A 6,228-nucleotide genomic window follows, 5' to 3' on the forward strand; every position below is an offset into this window, starting at 1 on the left:
GCCCCGTCGGCGGGGCCGCCGCCGTCGTGGCGGGTGCGTCAGCTCTTCTTGATGTCGTAGGCGTAGAACTGCGAGTTGAGGCCGTTGAGCGGGTAGCCCGACAGCTTCGAGTTCGCCACCACGATCTGCGGGTAGAGGTACAGCCAGTCGCTGGCCGCGTCGTCGGCGATCTGGGTGTTGACCTTCTTCAGCAGCGCCGTCTGCTCGGCGGTGGTGTCCGACTGCTCGGCCTGGTTCACCCACGTGGTGACCTGCTTGTTGTTGTAGCCCCAGTAGAAGTCGGGGTTGCCGTACCAGACGATGTCCCGGTCGTTGACGTGCTCCTGGAGCGTCGCGGTGAAATCGTGGTTCTGGTAGACCTTGGTGTACCACTGGTCCGGCGTGATGATGTTGATCTTGACCTTGATGCCCACCTTGGCCAGTTCGGACTTGATGAAGGCGGCCGCGGTGGGGTGCGGGTCGTAGTTGGGCGTGTCGAGGGTGAAGCTGAAGCCGCCGGCGTAGCCGGCCTGGGCCAGTTCCTGCTTGGCGAGCGTGACGTTGTACGGGTTGACCTGGGTCAGGTTCTCGTACCACGGGTCGGTCGGCGGCGTCATCGAGCCGATCAGGGTGCCGTAGTCGCCCCAGACCGACTGCAGCAGCTTCTTGTTGTCGATCGCCGAGGTGACGGCCTTGCGGACCAGCGTGTTGTTGAACGGCTTGACCCGGTCGTTGAAGGCCAGCAGCAGCTTGGTGGTCGAGTGGCCGTTGTTGACCTTGTAGTTCGCGTTGTTCTTGAACTGGTCGAGCGCGTCCGGGCTCTGCTCGCTGGTCACCACGTCCACCGCGTTGGTGAGCAGCGCGTTGTTGAGGGCGGTGGCGTCCTTGAAGTACTTGAAGACGACGCCCGCGTTGGTGGCGGGGGTGCCCCAGTAGCCGGGGAAGCGCACCAGGCTCAGCGCCGAACCGTGCGTCCACTTGCCCAGCTTGTAGGGGCCGGTGCCGTCCTCGGACGTCTTGAGGTTCTTGGCCTGGGCGTCGATGATCCACACGTAGCTGAGGTTGTAGACGAAGGAGATCGACTTGCTCGACAGCGTGACCTTGACGGTGTCGGTGCTGGGGGTGTCGATGCTCTTGATCATGTCGAAGCTGGACTTGCGGGCGGCCTGGGAGGCCGGGCCGGTCACCTTCTCGATGCTGTACTTCACATCCGCGGCGGTGAGCGTCCTGCCGGAGTGGAACTTCACCCCGGGGCGCAGCGTGAAGGTGTAGGTGAGGCCGTCCGGGCTGACCGTGTAGCCGGTGGCGAGCTGGTTTTGGATCTTGCCGTCGTCGGTGAGCTTGAACAGGCCCTCGTAGACGTTGCCGTTCAGCGCCTCGGTGACGCCCTGGCCGCCGCCCGCGGTGTTGTCCAGGTTCTGCGGCTCGTAGGACGAGCCGATCGAGACGGTCGCGTTCTTGTTGTACGAACCCGCGGCGGCCGAGCCGGACGTGCCGGAGCCGCCCGAGCCGGCGCCGCAGGCGGTGAGGGCGAGGGACAGGGCCACTGCCAGAGCGGCGCCGAGGACCGGCGCGGTCTTGGTGTTCACTTCGTTCTCCTGATCGCAGGCCGGACGGCCCTGGCGGGCGGGGTCCGGCCGGTGGGTCTGTCGTGGGACTCAGTACGCGGTGAAGCCGTCGCGGAAGACCGGGAGCTTCTCGCCCGCCTCGACGGGCAGGTGGAAGCGGTTCTGCCGCGGCGGCATCGGACAGTTGTACTGAGCGGAGAATCCGCACGGCGGTACGAAGGCGCGGTTGAAGTCGAGCACGACCCGCTCGCTGTCCGGCGTGTGCTGGACGAACAGGAAGCGGCCGCCGCCGTAGGTGCCGGCGCCGTTCGTCGGGTCGCCGAAGACCAGGAGCAGCGTTCCGTCGTCGTCGAAGGCGTGGAGGGTGTAGTCCGTCCCGTCCAGGGCGAGGTGGATGTCGCCGGGGACGGGCAGCCGGCGGGAGTCCCCGTGGTCGCGGATGTGCTCGAAGGCGATACGGCGGCCGTCCGGGGCCGGGGAGTACGTGGCCTCGATCACCCAGTCCGGGTGGAACGGAAAGGTGTCGATCCGTTCGAAGTGCTCGATCGCGGGGGAGTGGGCGTCCCAGAAGCGCAGTGCGTACTCGGGCTCGCCGGTGAGGATGTCGGTCCGGCGCACCCCGGTGACGGTGCGGCCCGCGGGCAGCCCGGCCCCGGCGTCCGCCACCGAGGGCTGCCGCCCCTCCGGCAGCCACCGGGTCTCGATGAGCGCCAGGTCTCCGGTGGGCGCGGTCACGGCGGCCAGCCGGGAGGCACACCACGCAGCCCACCCGGCGTGTGCGCCGTCGATGGTCTGCGCGCTGGCGCGGGGAAGTACGGGCATGCGTGACTCGCTTGGTCGTGGTCTTCGCGGGCGGGGCACCTTCCGGTAACCCGTCCGAACGGGGGCTGTCGCCCGATCATATGTATGAAGAATGTTTTTTCGTCGGCTCTGCCCAATAAGTGAGACGGAGATCTCGTATAAGGAGTTCTTTGGGAGTGGTGACTACTCCTGGTAGCGTTCGCTCGCCATCTGATTGGCAGTCACACGGACCGAATTCCCGATAACCGGCCCGGGACGCTTTCTCTCCTTCAACAGAAGCGGTTCCGCGGCCCTCGTGCCTCTCGCGTCACCGCGGTCGGGGCCCGGGTACGCACCCCGCGTACCCGGGCCCCGCCCCGCGCGTCCCCCGGACCGCGGCGGTCAGCTCACCGGCTCAGCAGCTTCGCCGTCAGCGTTGCCGCGTTGTACGAGCCCCAGCCGGTGGTGAAGTCCCAGCCGGCGGCCGCGGAGTAGGCGCCGTTGCTGCCGCTGGTGATGTCGTGGAAACCGGTGCCGCTCGCGGAGTACAGCGCGGGGTCGGCGAACCCGAGCCGGGCCTTGCCGGCCGCCGCGGCCTGCTGGTTGTACAGCGCCGCGAAGCCGGCCCACTCGGGCGCCGCCGCGCTGGTCCCGCCGACCTGGCCCCAGCGGCCCTGCGAGTAGATGGACACCCCGGGTGACGGGTTGGCCAGCGCCGCGACATCGGGGACCTGCCGCTTGCCGCCGCCCTGGCTCTTCTGGACGGCCGTCTGCCAGCTGGGGATGGCGAACACGCCGGACTTGCCGCCACCGCCGCCGGACCAGGCGGTCTCCCGGCTCCAGGCGTTGCCGGAGGTGACGGTCAGCGTGGTGCCGCCGACGCCGGTGACGTACGGGTCGCTGGCCGGGTAGTCGACCGAGGTGCCGCCGGTGCCCGCGTCGTCGGAGCCGCTGTCGCCCGAGGCCGCGAAGAAGCCCAGCCCCTCGGCCGCGCCCTGCTTGAAGACGGCGTCGACCGCGTTGATGTTCGCCGTGGTGCGCTGCGTCTCGGCGGCGCCCCAGCTGATGGAGGTCACCGGGATGCCGCTGTCCACGATGGCCTGGTAGGTGTCGACCTCGCCCGCGTCGGAGTTGGGACCCTCGAAGACGGTGACCTTCGCGGCCGGGGCGATCGCGTTGAGCACCTCGATGTCGAGTTCCACCTCGACCTGGCCGTCGCCGAGCGCGCCGGAGCCGCCGTCCACCTTGTGCACGGTGGGGGCCGACGAGCTGAGCGCGTAGTGGCTGTCGTACGCGGTGATGTTGGACTGCTGGAAACCGTCGAACTCCAGCAGCGCGATCTGCTGGCCGCTGCCGGTGGAGCTGCCCGAGACGTTGTAGCCGCCCTTGATCTGGGCCGGGGTGTAGCCGCCGCCGGGACCGTTGTGCGGGGTGACGGAGGCGGGCGCCTGGTGGTGCAGCCGCGCCTGGTTGTTGAGGCCCGACACATCGCTGACCAGGGAGGCCACTGAGCCGGGCAGCGAGGGCGCGGCGTCGTTGGCGTAGAAGGAGCGTCCGGAGGCGGCGTCCTTCCAGGCCGAGAGGCTGGTGCCGAACGCCTTCTCCACCTGGGCGGCGGTGCCGGTGGCGTCGATCACCAGGTTGCCGGAGTGCACGGTGCCGACGGTCAGCCCCTGCGAGCGCAGGTAGTCGGTGACCTTCTTGGCGTCGGCGTCGCTGCGGCCGAAGCGCGCGGCGAACTGACCCTTCGTCAGGTAGTGGCCGTAGCCGGCCGACGCGGGGTTGCTGACCTGCGCGACAAACGCGTCCAGGGCCTGGTCGTCGCGGGACGTCAGGCTGACCGCCACGGATATGCGGTCGGTGGAGGCGACGGCGCCGGTGCGTACGGCGTGCGCGTTCAGCCCGGTCAGCACGTCGCCGGACAGCGCGGTGCGGGCGGTGGCCGGGTGCGCGGTGGCGGCGTACGCGGCGGGGACGGCGGCGAGCAGCAGGGCCGGGGTGGCGGCAGCGGCGAGCAGCCTCAGACGTAGGGTCACGAAGGTCCTCCATGCGGGGTCTGGGCCCCTGGTTCGGGGCCGGTCCCACGCTAGGGACCGGTGTGACGCCGCGTAAGCGTGGTAACCCTTGCTGCTGTTGTTAAGGGTGCGTTTCCTGAGACACCCGGGGCATGGAAGCCATCGCATACGCCAGCGCGGTGCGCGACCGCACCCCGAACCGCCGGTAGAGCCGCGACAGGGTGCCCTCGACCGTCTTGACGCTGATGAACAGCTGCGCCGCCACCTCCCGGTTGGTCGCCCCGCCGCGGACGAGTTCGGCGATCCTGGCCTCGGCCGGGGTCAGCACGGCGACTCCCCGCGGCGCCCACCGGCCCGTCCACCCGGGCGAGTTCGGCCGCGGCCCGCTCGGCGAGCGGCAACGCGCCGGCCAGCCGGGCCAGTCGCAGCGCCTCGCCGAGCACCGTCCGTGCGGCCGTCCGGTGCCGGGCCCGGCGCTCGACCGCGCCGAGCGCGGTCAGTGTCCGGACCAGGTCCACCGGCAGATCCAGCGGACGCAGCCGCTCGGCCGAGGCCCGCAGCAGCGCCGCGCCCTCCGCGACCCGGCCGCCGGCCGCCTCCCGCAGCCCCTGGGCGCGCTCCAGCGAGGCGAGGACGCTGCCGGGCATCCGGCCGGCCTGCCGGTAGGCGTCCCGCAGCACCTCGTCCGCCGCCCCGGTCTCGCCCAGCGCCACCAGCGCCTCGGCCAGGTCGGCGGACCAGCCCAGCAGCGGGGGATCGGCCGCGCCCATCGAGGCCCCGATCCGGGCCACCCGGCGCAGCGACTCCACCGCCTCCGCCACGTGCGTCCGCTCGCCGGTGAACAGCGCCGCCTGGCCGAGCGCCGCCAGCGCCCGCAGCAGGAAGAGCTGGTCGCCGTCCTGTTCGGAGGCCTCCACGGCCCGGACGGCCAGCCGCCGCGCCTCCGCCGCCGTACCGCCGAAGGTCTGGGCCAGTGCGGCCGCGTACAGCGCCGGCGCGGACGTCAGACCGGCCCGCGCGGCGACCTGGCCGCAGCGCTCGGCGGTGCGCACGGCCTCGCCGCAGGCCCCGGCGCGCACATGGGCGCGGGTGAGCGCCACCCATGAGGCGATGGTGGACTCCACCGCGTCCGACTCCCGTGTTTCCGCCAGGAGTTCGACCAGTTCGCGACGGGCGTCGACCACCCGGTCGCAGTCCAGGGCCAGCACCGCGCGCATCCGGATCAGGCCCCGGCTCTGCGGGCCGCTGCCCGCCAGGCGCACCGCCTGGGCCAACGCGGCCTCGGCGGCGCCGGTTTCGCCGGCCAGCGACCGCACCCGGGCCAGCGTGGACAGCGCGGCGATCCGCGTGCCGCTGTCCCCGGCCCGGGCCGCGCGGTCGGCGGCGTACCCCGCGTACCGGGCCGCCTCGTCCAGCGCGCCCGTCAACAGGCCGCGGATGGCCGCCCAGTGGTACAGCGCGGCTTCCAACTCGGGGGCGCCGGCGGCCTCCCGCAACCCGTCCTCGATGAGTCCGGCGTGGTCGCGCAGGGCCTGCCCGGCGCTGCGCAGCAGCACGAGCCGGGCGCGGACCCGGCAGCGGGCGCGGTCCGATCCGGCGAGCACCGCGCGCGCGGCCCGCTCGGACTCCGCCCACCGCCCCGCGTCGCACGCGAAGTCGGCCGCGTCCAGCAGGCGTTGATCGCGATCGGCCGGTTCGGTCGCGGGCGTTCTGCGGACGGCGAGTGCGGCGAGTTCGGCGGCCGCCTCCGGTTCGCCGCGCTTGCGGGCGGCATGCGCCGCGTCGATCAGGGCGGCCGAGGTGGCCGCGTCCTCCTCCGGCCGGGCCAGCGCCAGGTGCCGGGCGGCTTCGACGGGCTCGGTCACCGCGGCGGCCACCGCTCGTGC

Annotated in this window: 4 protein-coding genes; all 4 read right to left on the bottom strand. The window is 72.0% G+C overall.

The annotated features are described in order from the left end of the window. Positions 1–38: 38 nt before the first annotated feature. The 4 genes from GA0115240_RS15765 to GA0115240_RS38150 all read right to left on the bottom strand — a co-directional run bounded on the left by GA0115240_RS15765 (position 39) and on the right by GA0115240_RS38150 (position 4,670). Positions 39–1,568 (bottom strand): ABC transporter substrate-binding protein, encoded by a 1,530-nt coding sequence (locus tag GA0115240_RS15765; protein ID WP_093737304.1) that lies wholly within the window; start codon positions 1,566–1,568, stop codon positions 39–41. A 69-nt stretch (positions 1,569–1,637) separates the two neighbouring features. Continuing rightward, complete coding sequence (locus GA0115240_RS15770; protein WP_093737305.1) at positions 1,638–2,369, bottom strand: DUF1684 domain-containing protein; 732 nt, start codon at positions 2,367–2,369, stop codon at positions 1,638–1,640. Positions 2,370–2,734: 365 nt separating this feature from the next. Next, on the bottom strand, positions 2,735–4,363 hold the full coding sequence (locus GA0115240_RS15775; protein WP_093737306.1) for a S53 family peptidase: 1,629 nt from the start codon (positions 4,361–4,363) through the stop codon (positions 2,735–2,737). Positions 4,364–4,463: 100 nt separating this feature from the next. Then, complete coding sequence (locus tag GA0115240_RS38150; RefSeq protein WP_256069827.1) at positions 4,464–4,670, bottom strand: response regulator transcription factor; 207 nt, start codon at positions 4,668–4,670, stop codon at positions 4,464–4,466. Positions 4,671–6,228: the final 1,558 nt, after the last annotated feature.

Origin of the sequence: Streptomyces sp. DvalAA-14, assembly GCF_900091855.1 — a bacterium.
Classification (GTDB): domain Bacteria; phylum Actinomycetota; class Actinomycetes; order Streptomycetales; family Streptomycetaceae; genus Actinacidiphila.

Excerpts from the sequence above, each read along its gene's own strand:
- GA0115240_RS15770 (WP_093737305.1), bottom strand. The coding sequence starts at position 2,369 with ATGCCCGTACTTCCCCGCGCCAGCGCGCAGACCATCGACGGCGCACAC.